General features: G+C 63.6%; 14 protein-coding genes and 1 riboswitch. Of the genes, 11 read left to right on the top strand and 3 right to left on the bottom strand.

Features of this window, described 5'->3' with window-relative positions; all coding sequences use genetic code 11:
• Position 1: 1 nt before the first annotated feature.
• On the bottom strand, positions 2–1,057 hold the full coding sequence (locus tag KLP40_RS16905) for a prohibitin family protein (protein ID WP_246558953.1): 1,056 nt from the start codon (positions 1,055–1,057) through the stop codon (positions 2–4).
• A gap of 395 nt (positions 1,058–1,452) precedes the next feature.
• On the opposite strand from KLP40_RS16905, the gene KLP40_RS16900 reads away from it, so the two are divergent.
• From KLP40_RS16900 to KLP40_RS21670, 6 genes are all read left to right on the top strand, one after another.
• Complete coding sequence (locus KLP40_RS16900) at positions 1,453–2,127, top strand: TetR/AcrR family transcriptional regulator (RefSeq protein ID WP_215595003.1); 675 nt, start codon at positions 1,453–1,455, stop codon at positions 2,125–2,127.
• Between the two features lie 199 nt (positions 2,128–2,326).
• A riboswitch (TPP riboswitch) is annotated at positions 2,327–2,419 on the top strand.
• Between the two features lie 67 nt (positions 2,420–2,486).
• Positions 2,487–3,281, top strand: a complete 795-nt coding sequence (gene thiM, locus KLP40_RS16895) for a hydroxyethylthiazole kinase (RefSeq protein WP_215595002.1) — start codon at positions 2,487–2,489, stop codon at positions 3,279–3,281.
• Complete coding sequence (gene thiE / locus KLP40_RS16890) at positions 3,275–3,913, top strand: thiamine phosphate synthase (RefSeq protein WP_215595001.1); 639 nt, start codon at positions 3,275–3,277, stop codon at positions 3,911–3,913. Before thiM ends, thiE begins: the two co-directional genes overlap by 7 nt.
• The gene (gene thiD / locus KLP40_RS16885; RefSeq protein ID WP_215595000.1) at positions 3,913–4,752 is read left to right on the top strand and encodes a bifunctional hydroxymethylpyrimidine kinase/phosphomethylpyrimidine kinase; all 840 of its coding nucleotides are present in this window, start codon (positions 3,913–3,915) and stop codon (positions 4,750–4,752) included. The genes thiE and thiD overlap by 1 nt, the downstream gene beginning before the upstream one ends.
• Positions 4,736–5,404 carry a thiaminase II gene (gene tenA / locus KLP40_RS16880; RefSeq protein WP_215594999.1) on the top strand — a complete coding sequence of 223 codons (669 nt, stop codon included), beginning with the start codon at positions 4,736–4,738 and terminating at the stop codon, positions 5,402–5,404. Before thiD ends, tenA begins: the two co-directional genes overlap by 17 nt.
• Entirely contained in the window at positions 5,394–5,651 is a 258-nt protein-coding gene (locus KLP40_RS21670) for a GrpB family protein (protein WP_215594998.1), read from the top strand. Before tenA ends, KLP40_RS21670 begins: the two co-directional genes overlap by 11 nt.
• Positions 5,652–5,694: 43 nt before the next feature.
• Here KLP40_RS21670 and KLP40_RS21290 read toward each other — a convergent pair whose 3' ends face one another.
• Together KLP40_RS21290 and KLP40_RS21285 are read right to left on the bottom strand one after the other, a co-directional pair.
• Positions 5,695–6,069, bottom strand: coding sequence for a HipA domain-containing protein (locus KLP40_RS21290; protein WP_317196786.1), 375 nt, complete (start codon positions 6,067–6,069; stop codon positions 5,695–5,697).
• A gap of 6 nt (positions 6,070–6,075) precedes the next feature.
• The gene (locus KLP40_RS21285; RefSeq protein ID WP_246558952.1) at positions 6,076–6,192 is read right to left on the bottom strand and encodes a HipA domain-containing protein; all 117 of its coding nucleotides are present in this window, start codon (positions 6,190–6,192) and stop codon (positions 6,076–6,078) included.
• Between KLP40_RS21285 and KLP40_RS16865 the strand changes: the two genes are divergently transcribed.
• From KLP40_RS16865 to KLP40_RS16845, 5 genes are all read left to right on the top strand, one after another.
• Positions 6,191–6,433 carry a hypothetical protein gene (locus KLP40_RS16865; protein WP_215595025.1) on the top strand — a complete coding sequence of 81 codons (243 nt, stop codon included), beginning with the start codon at positions 6,191–6,193 and terminating at the stop codon, positions 6,431–6,433. The genes KLP40_RS21285 and KLP40_RS16865 overlap by 2 nt on opposite strands.
• Before the next feature lie 560 nt (positions 6,434–6,993).
• Positions 6,994–10,137, top strand: coding sequence for a SusC/RagA family TonB-linked outer membrane protein (locus KLP40_RS16860; RefSeq protein ID WP_215594997.1), 3,144 nt, complete (start codon positions 6,994–6,996; stop codon positions 10,135–10,137).
• A gap of 45 nt (positions 10,138–10,182) precedes the next feature.
• Positions 10,183–11,697: a RagB/SusD family nutrient uptake outer membrane protein gene (locus KLP40_RS16855; RefSeq protein ID WP_215594996.1), complete on the top strand. Its 1,515-nt coding sequence runs from the start codon at positions 10,183–10,185 to the stop codon at positions 11,695–11,697.
• Between the two features lie 79 nt (positions 11,698–11,776).
• Positions 11,777–12,853 carry a glycoside hydrolase family 43 protein gene (locus KLP40_RS16850; protein ID WP_215594995.1) on the top strand — a complete coding sequence of 359 codons (1,077 nt, stop codon included), beginning with the start codon at positions 11,777–11,779 and terminating at the stop codon, positions 12,851–12,853.
• Positions 12,854–12,897: 44 nt separating this feature from the next.
• Positions 12,898–14,595, top strand: coding sequence for a family 43 glycosylhydrolase (locus KLP40_RS16845; protein ID WP_215594994.1), 1,698 nt, complete (start codon positions 12,898–12,900; stop codon positions 14,593–14,595).
• Positions 14,596–14,639 lie beyond the last annotated feature (44 nt).

The following is a 14,639-nucleotide window of genomic DNA, read 5'->3' as shown; positions in this document are numbered from 1 at the left end:
CTTATTGGGTCAGGGTGTTGAGGATGGGCGTGGTGCTGCCGCCCCCGGTGATGATGGTTTTCGAGTTCGGCGACTTCGACAGCTCCCGGAAGGCCTCGATGGACTTGTACTGGAGCACGGCCGGCGTCAGGTCGCGGTTGAGGAGCTGGTTGGTCAGGCGCACGGCCTCGGCCTCGATGCGCATGGCCTCGGCCTTGCCCCGGGCCTGGATGATGTTGGCCTCCTGCTCGCCTTGGGCCCGCACCACGGCAATGCGCTTCTGGCCCTCGGCCTCAATCACGCGGCGCTCGGCGTCGCGGGTTTCGCGCTGCTTGAGAAACTCCATGCGCAGCGCTTCCTGCTCCGATTCGAGCTTGTCCTCGATGGCCTTGGCCAGGCCCGCGGGCAGGGCAATGTTCTTGAGCAGCACGTTCTCAATCTCGAAGCCCCGGGCCGTGAGCACCTCGTTCATCTGCGCCAGAATGGCCTTCTCAATCACCGCCCGCTCGGCGCTGTGCATGTCCTTGGCAAAGTAGCGGGCGCACACGTCGGCGGCGGCCGAGCGGAACACGGGCAGAATCAGGATGTTCTCGTAGCCCAGGCCGGTGGTTTGCAGCAGGGCCGGCACCTGGTCGGCCTTCACCCGGTAGAGAATGGAGATGTCCGACCCCACCGATAAGCCCTCCCGCGACGGCAGACTGGAGCGAATCTCCAGGTTCTGGGTGGTCACCGGCACCTTGATGATGGTGCTCAGAAACGGGTTGAACGCCTTAGGTCCCGCCAGCACCACCTGCTCATCGAGCCGGCCCAGGGTGCGCTTCACGCCCACTTCGCCCTGGCGCACGGTGGTGCAGCTGCCCAGCAGCGTGGCCCCGGCCAGCAGCAGTACCGCCAGCGGGCGGCGCACCAGCATCAGGGAGCGGTGCAGGGTGTAGGAGGCGAAGGTTTCGAGCAGTACCCGTACCTTCCTGGGTCCCAGCACCTGATGCACGGCCAGGGTAGTGCGGGGAAGCAGCAGCCGGTACGGGGTCAACCGAAACCGGCGCGGACGAAAACGAAAAACCGGCAACTGATCCATGGCTGGGGTCTTTTAATGTTGACTATCAAAATTGATAGTTTTGCTATCATATACAAAAGCGACTATTACAAGGTTGCGTGATGCCCCATATTTTTTTGGTAAAACTTTCGATGTGGATAATATTACTATCTTTGCAGGTAGTAAAACTATAAGCCCGGAGAAGGCAGCCCTTCGCTGAGCGCGTTCAGGAGTTGCCGGTCTGGTATTCCTGCGGCCTGTGGCGCGGCTTTTGGACGGCACCAGCGGTTGCAGCAGCGCAGCAGGCAAACGGCCGGGTTTTGCACGCAATGCACCGCTTGTTTTGCTTTGGCAAAAGAGCAGACGTGGACAAACTGCGCGCAGATCTGTTCTTTTGGGCAAGTTTTCCTTTTACTCGCACTAGTATCCCTGCTATTATGTACCCCACGCTTCGTATCGACCTAAACGAAAACCTGTACCTGCGCGACCCCCAGGCCACGGACCTGGGCCGGCGGCTGATTGCGGAAAGCATTCTGCTCATCGACGAAATCGGATTTGAGCAATTCACCTTCAAGAAATTGGCCCAGCGCATCGAGTCCACGGAGGCCTCGCTCTACCGCTACTTCGAAAACAAGCACAAGCTGCTGGTGTACCTGGTGAGCTGGCACTGGGCCTGGCTGCGCTACCAGATCCGCTTCCACACCCACAACGTGCCCGACGCCCGCGAGCGGCTGCGCCTGGCGCTGGGCATCCTCACCCGCGCCCACCAGGACGATCCGGCCACCCAGGAGCTCAACGAAGCCGCCCTCTACCGCATCGTGGTGAAGGAGGCTTCCAAGGCCTACCTGACCAGGGGTGTGGACGAGGACAACCAGGCGGGCCTGTTCCAGGAATACAAGCGTCTGGCCGCGGGTATCGTGGAGGTAGTGCGGGAAATAAACCCCGCCTACCCGTATCCGCACGCGCTGGTGAGCACCCTGCTGGAATCGGCCCGCAAGCAGCTCTTCTTTGCCCAGCACCTGCCCTCGCTTACCGATGTACCGCGGGCCGACAGCGAGAACACCATCTACGCCTTTCTCAACCAGGTGGCCTTTACAAGTCTGGACTGTTAGGCCGGGCTGACAGGCGTCATCCGTTCCGTTTCACCAGCTTTGCCCAAACAGAAAGAGGGACTATGCAGGTGCTTCGCCTGGGGGAGAGGGCAGGGGAGTAACCAACCAGGCGGGGCCCGCCTGGCAGATGGGCAGGAAGCGGGCACTGCGGGATTATTGGCGGAGCGGGTGGCGGGTGCAGCGTTTTCGCTTACCTTTGGCCCGGCTTTAGGGGTATTCCGCCAGGAATTGAGAGAGTCCCTTTGAACCTGACGCGGTTGATACCGCCGTAGGGAAAAGTCGAGCAGTCTGCCACCAGGCTGCTTGCCGGCTTCTGCGCAGAAGCCCCTGAGCCGTGTTCGTTTCAACCCGGCAACGCTATGCAGCAACTCCTCTGGCCCCTTGTTCAGGCCGTGCGCACCCAATCCCCCCTGGTCCACAACATCACCAACCTGGTGGTGATGAATAATACCGCCAACGCCCTGCTGGCGGTGGGCGCTTCTCCCATCATGGCCCACGCCCACGCCGAGGTTGCCCAGCTGCAGACCATCTGCCAGGCCCTGGTCCTCAACATCGGCACGCTGGACGAGTACTGGGTGGAGGCCATGCTCCAGGCCGCGGCGGCGGCCAACGCCCTGGGCCGGCCCTGGGTGCTCGACCCGGTGGGCGCCGGCGCCACCGCCTACCGCGACGACGTGCTGCGGCAGCTGCTGGCCCTGCGCCCGACCATCATCCGCGGCAATGCCTCCGAAATCCTGGCCCTGGCGCGCCACCACACCACCGCCACCAAAGGCGTGGACAGCACGGCCGCCAGCACCGAGGCCGTGACGGCTGCCCGGCAGCTGAGCGCGCAGTGGGGCAGCGTGGTGTGCGTGTCGGGTGAAACCGACATCGTGGTGGACGGCACCCGACGAGCCGACATTGCCAACGGCAGCCCCCTGTTGACCCGCGTGACGGGCATGGGCTGCTCGGCCTCCGCGGTGCTGGGCGCCTTGGCCGCCGTCGCCCCGCCCTTCGAGGCCGCGGTGGCGGGCGTCGCCCTCTTCAGCCTGAGCGGGGAGCTGGCCGCCACCGGCGCCGCCGGGCCCGGCTCGCTGCAGGTACGTCTGCTCGACACGCTGCACAGTCTCACGGAAGCCGAATTTACGGCTCACCTGCGGCTGCGCGTATGGTAACGGCCGCTTTTCCCTACCGTCTCTACCTGGTGATAGCGGCGGAGGCCTGCGCCGGCCGCGACCTGCTGGCGGTGGCCGAAGCCGCCGTGCGCGGCGGGGTCGACCTGGTGCAGCTGCGCGAAAAACAGGTGGACGAGCCCACGTTCCTGGCCCGGGCCGAGCGGCTGGCCGAGCGGCTGAGTTGCTACAGCGTGCCCCTGCTTATCAACGACAACCTGCGCGTGGCCCGCCGCGTGGGGGCCGCGGGGCTGCACGTGGGCAACCACGACCTGCCTCCGACCCAGGTGCGGGCGCAGTGGCCCGGGGTCGGGCTGCTGGGCTACTCGCTCGAGTACACCGCCCAGCTGCATACGCCCGAGGCCGAGGCCGCCGATTACCTGGGCATCAGCCCGGTGTTCCGCACGCCCACCAAAACCGATACCGTTACGGAATGGGGACTGGCGGGCGTGCGCGCCATCCGGGCCGCCACCCCCAAGCCCCTGGTGGCCATCGGCAACATCCACGCCGGCAACGCCGGGCCGGTGCTCCAGGCCGGGGCCGACTGCCTGGCCGTGGTATCGGCCATCTGCCAGGCCCCCGACCCGGAGCGGGCGGCCGCTGTGCTCCGCAACCAAATCGACCTGTACTGCTGATGCCTACCACGTTTGAATACCCATCCGTGCTCACCATTGCCGGCTTCGACGGCAGCGGCGGAGCCGGCATTCAGGGCGACATGAAAGCCATTTCCGCCCTGGGCTGCTACGCCACCTCAGTCCTGACGGCCCTGCCCGTGCAGAATACCTGCGGCGTGCGCAGCATCTTCCCGATTCCCGCGGCGGCGGTGGCCGAGCAGCTGGCCGCCATTTTCGACGACGTAGTGCCCCACGCCATCAAAATCGGGATGGTGCACACCCCGGAGCTGGTTCACACCATTGCCACGGCCCTGCGGGCCGGGCCGGCCGTGCCGGTCATTTTCGACCCGGTTATGGTGGCCACCAGCGGGCACCGGCTCATCGAGCAAACGACCCTGGAGGCCCTGACCGGGCAGCTGTTTCCGCTTTCGGAGCTCATCACCCCCAACCTCGACGAAGCCGCCATCCTGGCCGACATGCCCATTCCCGACGTGACGGCCATGCACGAAGCCGGCCGCCGCATCCGGGCCCGGGGCTGCCGGGGGCTGCTGCTCAAGGGGGGCCACCTGCCCACGCCCACGCTCGTCTCGCTCTACTTTGCCGACGATGGCTCGGTGCACGAGTTTACGACCCCCAAGCTGGCCACGACCAATACCCACGGCTCGGGGTGCACGCTTTCCTCGGCCATTGCCAGCTACCGGGCCCTGGGCTACCCGCTGCTCGAGGCCGTGGGGCTCGGGCAGCAGTACGTGCACGAGGCCATCCGCCACGGGCAGGCCGTGCGCACCGGCCAGGGCAACGGCCCGCTTAACCATTTCTTCGCTCCCCTTCCCCTGCTTGCCCGTGAACTGGTCAACTGACGCCTGGGCCGCCGCCGCCCCCATTTACCAACAGATTCTGCAGCTGCCCTTTATTGAGGAGCTATGCGCCGGCACCCTGGACCGGGGCCGGTTTCAGTTCTACCTGGCGCAGGACTCGCACTACCTGGCCCACTTCGGCCGCACGCTGGCCCTGCTGGGCGCCCGGGCCCCGCTGCTGGACGATGCGCTGGCCTTCGTGCGCTTCGCCGAAGGAGCCGTGGTCGTCGAAAATGCCCTCCACCAGTCCTACTTCCGCACCTATGGCGTGACGACCACGGGCCAGGCAGAGCCCGCCTGCCATCATTACCTGCATTTTCTGCGGAGCACAGCCGCTCTGGAAGCCGTGGAAACGGGCATGGCCGCAGTGCTGCCCTGCTTCTGGATTTACCAGGAAGTGGGCCGCCATATTTACCGCACCCAGCACCACCCGGCCAATCCCTACCAGCAGTGGATCGATACGTACGCCGGGGAGGAGTTCGGGCGGCTCGTTACCAGCGCCATTGCCATCTGCGACCGGGCCGCGGCCCAGGCCACAGCTGCTCAGCGGGCCGCCATGACTTCGGCCTTTGTAACGGCCAGCCGGCTGGAATGGCAGTTCTGGGAGGCCGCCTACCGGGGCCGGACGTGGTCGGGAGATACGGGTGGCGCCTGAATGCCGGCCAGCATTCAAAAAGAAGACCCAGCAGGGCATCCGGAGCCATCACGTCCATATATATAACGCGGGGGCCGACCACATCGAGCGCCACCTCGCCTTTCGGGATTTCCTCCTGGCGCATCCTGCCGCTGCCGCCGAGTACTCGGCCTTAAAGCAGCAGGCCCCGGCCAGCCGCCCGCTTACCCGGCAAGCCTACCAAGACCGTAAGGAGCCCTTGATCGCGTCGCCATCCAAGCCACGGTAATTCGCTGGTACCGCCTCCATCACTGGTAAGGGCCACCCGGCTCCTATCCCAGGTCCAGTTGCGCAAACCGCTGCGCCAGCAGGGCGTGGAACTGCTCCTGCAGGTCCGCGGGCAGAAAGCTCCGGGCAATGAACGACTCCCAGGCCGGCCGGGCCCGGGCCAGGCGCGTGAGCATGCCCGTAATCACCTTGTCGTCATTGCCGGCCCGCCCGGCGGCCTGCCGAAAGTCCGCCTGCCGCAGCCGCTTCTTTCTGCCGTTGAGCGTGAGGGCCAGCGCCTCGGTATCGGCGGGGTTCACCAGAGCCATGGCCACCAGGGCGTAGGCCGGGGCCAAGCCGTAGCCCAGGCCGGGCGTCTGCAGCAGGGAGAAATTTTTCAGGTGCATGTCGGCGTTGCCGGTCAGGAAGCTGAAGAGCACCAGCTCTTAGTAGTTGACCGCGTCCAGGCCAGGGTTAGCCGAGTAGCGCAGAATGGGCTTGGCTACCTGCTCGTGGGAGCCGTCGTACTTGTTTTCCGTCAGGCACTCGGTGAGTTGGCACATGTCCCCCACGCCGTTATTGTATGCCACGCGCCTCATTCAGCAGGGCACCCCTATCAACGAACAAGTGGATTGGGGCCTGCACAACCCCGAGCCGGCGGAAGAACATGCCTGTTTGGAAGACCCCGAGATTGAAGAGTACGGCAACTGGCACCTGGGCATCGCCATGAGCAAAGACGAAAAGACCAAGAGCCGCTACAAATTCGGAGAGCATCACAAAGTGTGGAGTAACCGCATCTTATGACTAGCTCAAGGGGAAAACGGAGCGAAGCGCGGCTTCTCTAAAAACCCGCTGCCCCACACTTTTTATGCTCTCATTACTATAGCCATGTGATAAGAGGTCGAAAGGTCAGAAACAGGAGTAGGAGGGAGGGCAAAAGGTATGGCTGGCCCCGCGCTTTATCAGGCGGCGGCCGTAGCGGGAACTCCGACCGCAGTGAAGCATGCTCGCAACGCCCCCCGGTGGCCCAGCTTGGCTGACTGAGCCGAAAGGCCCGCTTTTGCGCCCGCCTTCGCGCGGTTGACTGGCGGCGTAAGCAGCTTCGGCAGAGGGTAGTGAGGCAGTGGACACTAACCCGGCAGACAAATATTTATTTGGTATTAAGCACAATTTTAGCAACCTTACCCTCCGTTTCCTGCCAGCCTTCGGGCTAAAGCCGGAATCCGGCACGCCTTGCAGGGTTACGCCACCAAACGCTCCCGGGATAAGCCCTTTTTTTTTGAATTATTACACAATCGTTTGTGTGTTTAAATTAACACACAAACGATTGTGTAAACCCCACTAATTCCCACACATCCTGACTTATGAAAAAGTCTGTACCCAAAATGCCCCGGCTGACCCTGCCGGCGCTGTTTTGTTGCCTGCCCCTGCAGGCGGCCCTGGCTCACTCCTCGGCGGTGTCCACCACCACCCGCCCCAGTTTCGAACGACTGGCCGACATTACCATTTCCGGTCGGGTGCTGGATGCCAAAGGGGAAGCCCTGCCCGGCGTAACGGTGGTAGCCAAAGGCACCTCAATCGGAACTTCCACTACTTCCGATGGCACTTTTCTGCTGAACGTGCCGGAGGGCAGTACGTTGGTTTTCAGCTACGTGGGCTACGTGCGCCAGGAGGCCGTGGTGCTGGCGGCCACAACGGCGTTGCGCATTACGCTGCTTGAAGATACCAACGCACTGAGTGAGGTAATGGTGGTGGGCTACCTGCAACAGGATCGTCAGAACCTGACCAGCGCCGTGAGCAGTATAGATACCCAGGAGGCCACCAAAGTGCCGGTGCCCACGGTGGTACAGGCCATTCAGGGCCGGGTGGCGGGCGTGCAGATCGAAGGCGCGGGTAACCCCGGGGCCGTGCCGAATATCGTCATTCGAGGCGTCGGGACGACCGGATCGGGAAGCAATCCGCTGTATGTGATTGACGGGCTCTGGTCGGACAACATCCGTAACCTGAGTCCCACCGATATTGAGTCGGCCACGGTGCTTAAGGATGCTTCCTCGACGGCCGTATACGGTTCCCGCGGGGCCAACGGCGTAATTCTGATTACTACCAAGCGCGGGCAGGCGGGCGAGCCGAAAATCAGCTTCAACGGCTACAAGGGCGTGGAAAGCGTATACCGCACCTTCGATCTGACCAACCACAGCGAATGGGCCGACCGGGCCGCGGTGGCCTACCGCAACGCCGACCTCGACCCGACCGTGCGCATGCCGGGCGCGGTGAAGGGCACGGCCGCCTACTCCGACGCCATCGATACCGACTGGCAGAAGGAGTTTTTTCAGACCGGCAAAATTGAAGACTACAACCTGACCTTCTCGGGGGGCAGCAACAGCGGCAAAAGCGCCACCAACTTCCTGATTTCGGGGGGGTACTTCCGCCAGGACGGTATCGTGAAGGGCCCTTCGTTTGAGCGCTACAACGTGCGCCTGAACTCGGGCATGACCCGGGGGCGTCTCAAAATCGGGCAGAGTGCTCTGCTGACCCATATCAATACCACACTCCTTAATGAGGTGCCGTTTGTGGATGTGCTGGCGGAGCTGCCGGGTATTCCGGTGTACGACCCTAACAACTTCGGGGGCTACGGCTACGGCAGCGCCAACCTGTTCAACTACTCGGTGAACCCCATCGGGGCCCAGCAGATTCTGAACCGCACCCAGAAAAACAACCTCTTGCAGGGCAATGTCACGGGGGAGTTTCGCCTGTTCGATTTCCTGTCCTACCGCCTCAACCTGGGCATTGAGGCGCAGGACTATAACGACAAGAACGCGCGGCGGGAAGGCTATATCCGCCTAGGCGAATCGAGCCCTAACACCACCTACCTGTTTGAGAACCGGGGCAATTCGGTGTTTACGCTGGTGGAAAACACGCTCAACCTGACCAAGCAGCTCGGCGACCACAACATCACTGCGGTGCTGGGCTACTCCGAGCAGCAAACCCACGTGAGTAACGCTACGGCCAACGCCACGGGTTACTCGTCGGTGCCGCGGTACTTTTTTGTGCTGAGTCAGGGAACGAACACGGCCACGCCACCCACCGTGGGCGGGGGCCTCGATAACTACACCAAGCGTTCCTATTTCAGCCAGGTTAACTACGACTTCCGCAACCGCTACCTGATTACCGGAAGTTTCCGGCGCGACGGTTCCTCGCGCTTCGATGCCTCGCGGCGCTACGCCAACTTCGGGGCCGGCTCGGTGGGCTGGCGCATCAGCGAGGAAGATTTCTTCAAGAATGCGCTGCCGATGGTGAACAGCCTCAAGCTGCGGGCCAGCTACGGCGTAAACGGCAACGACCTGCTGCCGGGCTCCTACCTGTACCAGCCCGTCATCAATCCCACCATTTTCTACCCCCTGGGTGGCGGCCAGGTGTTGCAGCCGGGCGCTATCCAGACGGGCCTGGAAAGCAGGGATATCCGCTGGGAGTCGCGTTATACCACCAACTTTGGCCTCGACCTGGCCGTGCTCGACAGCCGCGTGACCCTGTCGGCCGACTACTACATTTCGACCACCAAGGATGCGCTGGTGAGTCCGCCGCTGCCGGGCTACCTGGGCACGGCCGGCTTCGCGCAGCCCTTCACCAACCTGGGCGAGATTCAGAACAAGGGGCTGGAACTGGCCCTGGGCTATCACACCGGCAAATCGGCCTTCACCTTCGGGGCCGACCTGACGCTGACCACCACGCGCAATGAGGTGCGCAAGCTCTCCGACATCCAGCCCGTCATTCCGGGCGACTTCGGGGCCACCCGCACCGAGGTGGGCCAGCCCATCAGCCGGCTCTACGTGCTGAACATGATCGGCATTTTCCAGAGCGATGCTGAAATTCAGAACTACAGAAGTGCCGATGGCAAGGTGATTCAGCCCCTGGCCAAGCCCGGCGACGTGAAGTTCGAGGACGTAAACGGGGACGGCGCCATTACCTACTCCGGCGACCGGAAGTACGTGGGCAGCCCCTTCCCCACGCTGCAGGGCGGCCTGAACCTGACGGCCACCTACAAAGGATTCGACCTGAGCGTATTCTGGCAGGGCGTTACGGGCAACGACGTGCTGAACGTGACCCGCACGGCCGTGGATGGCCTGAACGGCGACACCAACTTCCGCCGCGACCTGCAACCCTGGACGCCCGATAACCCTTCGACGACCACGCCGCGGCTGGTGTACGGCGGGGGTGCCGAGGCCGTGAAAAACTTCGAAGTCGCCAGCACCCGCTGGGTGGAAGACGGCAGCTACCTGCGCCTGAAAAATGTGCAGCTGGGCTACACCCTGCCGGCCGGCCTGCTCAGCAAAGTGCAGGGCCTGGGCACGGTGCGTGTGTACGTGACTGGCCGCAACCTGGTCACGTTCACCAAATACACCGGCTTCGATCCGGAAACGCCCGGCGTGGGCGTGTTCGGCCGGGGCATTGATAACGGCACCTACCCCAACGTGCGCACCATCACGGGCGGGCTGCAAGTGAATTTCTAGCGCTTTCACCGCCGCCGTACCTCCTCCTCTTTCGACGCAATTCCCATGACTATTTCCCGATTTTCCCGCGCCGCCCTGGCCTCCCTGCTGCTACTGAGCACCGGCTGCGATAAGGACCTGCTGGACCAGGTGAACCCCAACGTGCCGAGCAGCAACCAGTTCTGGAAAACCCAGGATGACGCCAACCGCGGCGTGCTGGCTGTGTACTCGAGCCAGCAGATTTTCTCGACCTACAGCCTCTACTGGCACTTTGCCACCACCGGCCGCACCGACGAATCGTTCACCAGTACGCCCGACCCGGGCCTGAACCAGTACCTGGTGTTCCGGCAGGTGAGCACTACCGATGGGCGCTCGGCCTTTATGTGGAACGACCTGTACCGCATGGTGTACCGGGCCAACCAGGTGCTGGCCAACGTGCCGGGCATCAGCATGGACGAAACACTGAAAAAGCAGATTCTGGCCGAGGCCCTGTTCCTGCGCTCCTCATGCTACTACGACCTGGGCCTGCTATTCGGCAACATTCCGCTGGTGCTGGAGCAGGCCGATGCCAATACCCGCGCCCCGCAGGCGACCCAGGAGCAGGTATACGCCCAGATTATCAGCGACCTGGAAAAGGCCAAGGTCGACCTGCCGCTTTCCTACGATGCCGCCAACAAGGGCCGCGCCACCCGTGGGGCCGCCACGGCTCTCATGGGCAAGGCGTACATGCAGCTGCGTAAGTGGTCCGACGCCTCGGCTCAGTTTGCCGAAGTCATCAGCTCGGGCCAGTATTCCTTGGTGGCCAACTACGCCGATAACTTCACCGAGTCTAATGAGAACAACAGCGAATCCATTTACGAAATCCAGTTTTCGGGCGTAAACAAAACCTTCGGGCAGGACTTCGTGGGCGCCGCCGAGGGTAACGAGCGGGCGCAGTTTTTCGGCCCTCCCGGCGTGGGCTTTACCGACGTGGAAGTTCGCCGCTGGCTGTTCGAGGAGTTCGATGACAAAACCCTGGCCGGCGACGTGGACCCGCGCCGCGACGCCACCTTGTTCAGCGCCGTGGGCACGCCGGTGCTCTACGGCAAAAACTTCGTGGGCGTAGGGCCCAACAGCCTCAACATCAACCCCAGCCGCCTGCTGTGGCGCAAGTACCAGAACGACCGGACGCGCAACTTCGAGGACTTTTTCTCCGGCATCAATATTCGCCTGATTCGCTACGCCGATGTGCTGCTGATGCAGGCCGAGGCCCTCAACGAGCAGGGCCAGACGGCCGCCGCCGTGCCCCTCATCAACCAGGTGCGGGCCCGCGTGCAGCTCACGCCCCTGGCCACCGGCCTGAGTCAGGATGCCCTGCGCGCCCAGCTGCGCCACGAGCGGATTACGGAGCTGGCCGGGGAAGGCAGCCGCTGGGGCGACCTGGTCCGCTACGGCCTCTTCGACTCGCCCGCCGGTCTGAACGAGCTCAAAGCCCGCGACGCGGACTTCAACAACTTTGTAGCGCCCCGCAACAAGCTGCTGCCCATTCCGCAGACCGACATCGACATTGACCGGCGCCTGGTGCAGAATCCCGGCTACTAAGCCGCCCGCCGAAAAGCCCGGAAGTCAGGTCGCCTGATTTTCGGGCTTTAGTGCTTCTCCCGCGAAAATTTCCCTGCTGATGAACCTCGTTTCCCGTTTGCTCTACCCGATCCTAATCGGGGTGCTGACGCTGGGCGGCGCGGCCTGCCAGAAAACCCGGCCCGCGCCCTTCATTCCGCCGGTGCTGACGCCCACCCCCACGGCCCCCACCTTCCAGAACCCGCTGCTCAGCTCCGGGCCCGACCCGTGGGTGTACCAGAAGGACGGGTTTTACTACTACATGCACACGCTCAACGACCGGCTGAGCATCTGGAAAACGGCGAAAATGTCGGAGCTGAACGTGGCCGCCAGTCAGGTTGTCTGGAAGGCGCCGGCCAGCGGCAACGCCGCGGGCAACCTCTGGGCCCCGGAGCTGTACTTTCTGGATGGCAAATGGTATATCTACTACTCGGCCGGGCCGGCGGGCCCCAACCTGGGCCTGCAGCGGACCTGGGTGCTGGAAAACGCCAGCGCCGACCCCACCACCGGCACCTGGGTGGATAAAGGCCGCATCTTCAGCCCCACGGCCGATTTCTGGGCCATCGACGGGACGGTCCTGGAGCAGAACAACCGGCGCTACTTCATCTGGTCGGGCCACAACGGGCAGGATGCCATTCAGAGGCTCTACATCTCCGAGATGAGCAACCCCTGGACCCTGGCCGGGCCGCGGGTGGAGCTCTCGCACCCCGAGTTCAGCTGGGAGCTGGTGGGCCCGCCCTACGTAAACGAGGGCCCGGAAATTCTGAAGCACGGCAACAAAACCTTCCTGGTGTACTCGGCCAGCTTCTGCGGCACCGACCAGTACTCGCTGGGCATGCTCACGGCCGGCAGCACCGCCGACCCCATGCTGCCCGCGTCCTGGACGAAATCGACCCAGCCGGTATTCTCGCCCAGCCCGGCCAACCGGGCCTACGCCACCGGCCACAACTCCTTTTTCACCTCCCGCGATGGGCAGGAAAACTGGCTGCTGTACCACGCCAACTCCAACCCCAACGAAGGCTGCGTAGAGCGGCGCAACCCGCGCATGCAGCAATTCAGCTGGAACACCGATGGAACTCCCAACTTTGGGGTGCCGGTGGCCATTAACACGCCTCTCGCCAAACCCGGCGGGGAATAAACCCTACTGCCCCTCCGGGAGGGTCCACCCGAATTTCTACTCTGATGATGACGTATTTCCCCGAGCTTATTCGTCGCCCCGGCCGGGTTATCGGCCGGTTGCTGCTGGTGTTGGTGCTGCTGGGCGGCCTGACGCCCCGGGCCCACGCTCTCCAGGGCGTGCTGGGCGCCCACGACCCGTCTACTATCGTGAAGGATGGTAACAAGTACTGGGTATTTACCACCGGCCAGGGCGTCGGCAGCCTGTATTCCACTGATTTGATCAACTGGCAGCCGGGGCCGCGGCCAGTGTTCGTCAACAACGGCTACCCCGCCTGGATTAACCCCAAAGTGCCCGGGTTCCAGGGGAATTTCTGGGCTCCGGAGTGTGTATTTATGAACGGCAAGTACTACCTGTACTACTCCTGCTCCACGTTCGGCTCCAACGTATCGGCCATTGGGCTGGCCACCAACGTCACCCTCGACCCGAGCAGCCCCAACTACAACTGGGTGGATGAGGGTGAGGTTATTTCGACCAACAGCGGCAGCAACGTGAACGCCATCGACCCGGCCATTTTCCGGGATACCAATGATGAAGTGTGGCTTAGTTACGGGTCGTTTTTCGGCGGCATCCGCATCACCCAGTTGAGCGCCACCACCGGTAAGGTGCTCAACGCCGGTAACCAGGCGGCCGTCGTCAGCAACGACCCCGAGGCCGCCTACCTGACCAAGCATGGGGGATATTACTATATGTTTTTCAACCGCGGGTCCTGCTGCCGCGGCGTCAACAGCACCTACTACATCATGGTGGGCCGCTCTACTTCGCCCACCGGTCCGTACCTGGATCAGAACGGCGTGAGCCTCAACAACGGGGGCGGTACACTGGTACTCAACGTGTCGGGCCGCTACGTGGGGCCCGGCCACGCGGGCACTTACGAGGAAAACGGCACCACTTACTTCTCGCACCACTACTACGACGGCGACGACAACGGCGCGCCGAAGCTGGGCCTGACCCGCCTCACCTGGGATGCCGCCGCCTGGCCCGTGGTCAGCCGCGACTGGGTGACGTCCGGGCGCTATGAAATCCGGAATCAGAACAGCAAGCTGGTGTGGGAAGCCCGGGGCTGCACTGGCGCGGCGGGCCAGGCCATTGCCCAGGCCACGCCCACCGGCCTCGACTGCCAGCGCTGGGACTTTGCCGCCCTCGGCGACGGCGAATACCGCCTAACCAGCGCCGTGGGCGGCCTCACCGCCTCGGTGGCCGGCTGCTCCCCCGACAACGGCGCCCTGCTCCAGCTCGACCCCTACGTGCGGCTGAACTGCCAGCGCTTCGTCGTCGACCGGGCCAACGATGGCACTTTGGTGCTGGCATCGTCGTTTGGCAACCGGGTGGTGGATGTGCCCGTCGCCTCCACCGCGCCGGGCCGGCAGCTTGGCCTGTTCGATTACAACGGCTGCCCCTGTCAGCGGTGGGTGCTGGGCGGCAACGCGGTGCTGGCCGCCTCGGCCGCCCGGCCGCTGGCCGGCGTGCGGGTGTACCCGGTGCCGGCCAGCCGCAGCGGATTCACGGTGGAGCTCGGGGCATTGCCAACGGCCGGGGCCACCCGGGTGGAGGTGTATGATTTGCGGGGCCGGCGCGTGTACCAGGGCCAATTTCCGGCGCGGCCGGTGCTCACGGTAGAAGTCGCCCTGCTGCCGGGGGTATATCTGGTGCGGGTGCAGCGGCCGGAGGGAGTATTTACACAAAAAATCAGTGTGATCTAAAGGGTCAGGAGCCGTAGGAGAGAGGTTTTCTGGTCCTTCTCCGA

This window comes from Hymenobacter piscis (assembly GCF_018760735.1).
GTDB classification, from domain to species: domain Bacteria; phylum Bacteroidota; class Bacteroidia; order Cytophagales; family Hymenobacteraceae; genus Hymenobacter; species Hymenobacter piscis.
Note: the sequence above shows the minus strand (reverse complement) of the source record. Positions and strands in the feature narration are given on the sequence as shown.